Here is a 3,179-nt window from a genome sequence, read left to right on the forward strand (position 1 = left end):
GTTCGAGTTTTCGCCTCAGCCAGGACGTGAGCGGACGTTCGAACCAGAGATGAACGGCGAAGCTCGCAATGAGCGTACCGAGAAGCGTGATCGCGAAGAACCCCGAGGCCCCGAGCACCCACCCGAGGCCGCTTCGTGCGATGACTTCGCTCAAAGACCTGATGACGAACGGGTGAATGAGATAGATGGCGTAAGACACATCGCCGACGCGCACACCGAAGCGGGTCAGGCGATCGAGCGCCGCCGGCCGTTCCGGTCCCAGGGCCGCCGCCGCGACGAGCAGGGCGGCGGGAACTCCCCAACCAAGGGGACGGAGCATCGGATCGCTGCTCGTGCCGACGATGTTCGCTCCCAGTAGCGCGAAGGCGAGAATGGCAAGCGCTACGCGCACAACGAACGGCAGCGTCCTGCCGCTGACGCGCAGGATTCCGAGCATCACGCCGAATGCAAATTCGAGGATGATCGGATCCGTCCAAAACGCCAGCGGCTGAGGCAGCGTCGTCGTGCGGCCGACAATGGTCAGCGCCGACAGGGCCGCGATGAGGACAAGCAGCGCGAGACGCTGCCGCCATACCAGCACGAGCGCGAACAGGACGTAGAAGAACATTTCGTAGTTGAGCGTCCAGCCGAGCGAATAGATCGGTTGGATCGGCCCGCTCGACCGTTCGAACGGAATGAACAGATAGGATGCAACGACCGGCCAGAAACCTTGAACACCGCCGTTTACCAGCATCGGCGCCAGGAGAGCGACGGCGACATAGAGGGTCGTCACACCCCAATACAGCGGCACGATGCGTGCAATCCGCCTCGCGAGAAAAATACCCGGCGCTCCCGGCGCCCCGAAGAGATCCCGGGACGTGTAGACCATGATGAATCCCGAAATGACGAAGAACACGTCGACCCCGGCCATCCATGGCCATTGATCGAGCGGCGCAAATACGAAACCGAGGCGCGCCGACAATCCTGCCGCGTCGTGCTGCGCGTGCAGGAACGCTACGGACAGTGCCGCGAGCGCTCGGAGCAGTTGGATGTGGACGAGTTTCGACAAGCGGATCTCGAGTTTTGAGCTTTCCGCTCCATAGCGCAAGCCGAACCAAAGCGCACCTTGGCATTTCTGCGCAAGAAAAATTACGTCTTTCTGGAAAATTTCGAGGCATAGAATAGCTTTAACGGACAAGCTTCAATGTATTGAGAAGTCATTATTTTCCTGGAACCAGAGAAGTACCCAATCGTTGACGGTGTGCAGCACATTAAACAGATTCTCCTAGCCTTCCGGCTTCGTGGAATCGCGTGCGCTACCCGAAAATCAGGGAGTTTCATCATGAAAAAGTATATTGCTGTCGCGGCACTTCTGGTGCCGATGTCCGCGCCGGCCTTCGCGCAGACTATGACGTCCCCAGCCACGGCTCCCATGGACAGCCAGACATTCCGACAGAAGGCGCTGCAGGCCGACGCCTTTGAAATCGAAGCCAGCCGCATCGCCCTTGAGCGATCGCGCAATCCTCGCGTGCTCGCCTTCGCGCAGCAGATGGTCACCGATCACGGACAGACGAGCCAAGCGCTCAATGGCGGCCGCCCGCTTTACACGGCGGAGGGTGTGATGGTGGGCGGAACCGTAACCGGAACTCTCGCCGGCGCCGGTGTCGGTGCGTTGGTCGGCGGTCCGGTGGGTGCAGCCGTGGGTGCTGGTATCGGCGCCACGACGGGTACGGTCGCAACAGCGACGGGTATTGCTCCCAAACCCGGTCACGATCCCAATTTTGACGGCCCATTGGGCTCGAGAAGCGGTCAGCGTTCGGGCAGCCTCGCGACCAATCCGCAACCACGTGCGGCAACCGAGATCGAAGCGACAGGCTCCGTTGCCTCGCAGATGCACACACCGGTCCCGCTCGACGCGGAACAATTGAGGACGTTGAACGAGCTTGCGACGGCGAGCGGGTCCCGCTTCGACCGTCTTTACGGTCAGACGCAATGGACAGCCCATCGCGACGCGCTCGCCTTGTACAACAGCTACGCGGCGAACGGATCCGACGCGGGCATGATGAACTACGTCCGCTCGGCGATCCCGCATTTGGAAGAGCACGCAGCTGAAGCGCGTCGTCTTCCCGGCGTCGGCCAACGTCGATAATCGCCAGGGGACAACAAGTCGGCGGCTGGAGACGGCCGCCGATTTCTATTGAAAGGCTTCGACGTCTGCGCGACGCGGCATGGGAGCGACGGCGCCTTTTCCAAGCGTCGATAGCGCCGCTGCAGCGTTCGCGTAGGCCGTGGCCCTGAAGGGGTCTTGATGCCGCAACCAATYGGCGAGAAAGGCACCGTCGAACGTATCGCCGGCACCGGTGGCGTCGATGGCATCCACCGGCCGCGCGGGAACAACGTCCCGCCGCTCACCCGTCATCACCATCGTTCCGGATTTTCCCATCGTCAGCGCCACAATGCGGCACCCAAGTCCCAGATAGAAAGCGCAGATATCTTCCGGACGTTCGAGACCTGTCAGTTGCTGCGCGTCGTCGAGGCCCGGCAACGCAATGTCGCTTTGGGCCACCGCGCCGTGAATGACGGCGCGCGCGCGATCGAGCGGCCACAATCGCAATCTCAAATTTGTATCGTAACTGACGATGGTACCATTGGCTTTGGCGTGACGGATTGCGCTGAAGACCGCATCCGCGCAAGACGTCGAGATCGCCTGGCTGATACCGGAAGCGTGCAGCACGCGTGAGGCTGCAATCTGTGCCAGAGGAAGCTCCGCTTCCGTGACGAGGCTCGCAGCCGAGCCTGCGCGGGCATAGGAGAAGACATGTCCCTCGTCGCCATAGCTGATGAAATAGACCCCCGTTCGTCCGTCCTTGCGGTTGATGACAGACGAACGATCGATGCCTTCCCGGTCCCACAACTTCAAGAAGTCCGCACCGAACGCGTCGTCACCAAGGGCTGTGAACAGGCCAACTTTCGCACCCTGCCGTGCCGCGGCGACGGCTGTATTGGAAATGTCACCACCGAAGCCCGGCAGATAGAGCCGCTCATCGCCGCGTGTCAGCTCGGCGAACTCCATCAAGGGCTCGCCGACGCAAAGAATATCAAGCGTCTTCATGAAACTCTGTCGTCCGCATGAGGGGCCGGATTGCCGTCGCCCATCGCGATGACTTTGCCGGGGTTGAAAATATTGCCGGGGTCAAGCG

General features: G+C 61.3%; 3 protein-coding genes. 1 reads left to right on the forward strand and 2 read right to left on the reverse strand.

Annotated elements, in window-relative coordinates:
* Positions 1-1,048, reverse strand: a 1,048-nt coding sequence (locus AC1DT3_RS16175; protein WP_477466267.1) for an acyltransferase family protein, incomplete at its 3' end; no start/stop codon positions are given.
* A gap of 273 nt (positions 1,049-1,321) precedes the next feature.
* Between AC1DT3_RS16175 and AC1DT3_RS16180 the strand changes: the two genes are divergently transcribed.
* A complete protein-coding gene (locus AC1DT3_RS16180) occupies positions 1,322-2,128 on the forward strand; it encodes a DUF4142 domain-containing protein (RefSeq protein ID WP_477466268.1) in 807 nt (268 codons plus the stop codon).
* A gap of 45 nt (positions 2,129-2,173) precedes the next feature.
* Here AC1DT3_RS16180 and AC1DT3_RS16185 read toward each other — a convergent pair whose 3' ends face one another.
* Positions 2,174-3,091 (reverse strand): sugar kinase, encoded by a 918-nt coding sequence (locus AC1DT3_RS16185; RefSeq protein ID WP_477466269.1) that lies wholly within the window; start codon positions 3,089-3,091, stop codon positions 2,174-2,176.
* Positions 3,092-3,179 lie beyond the last annotated feature (88 nt).

It is taken from the genome of Microvirga sp. P4_G7 (assembly GCF_056401005.1).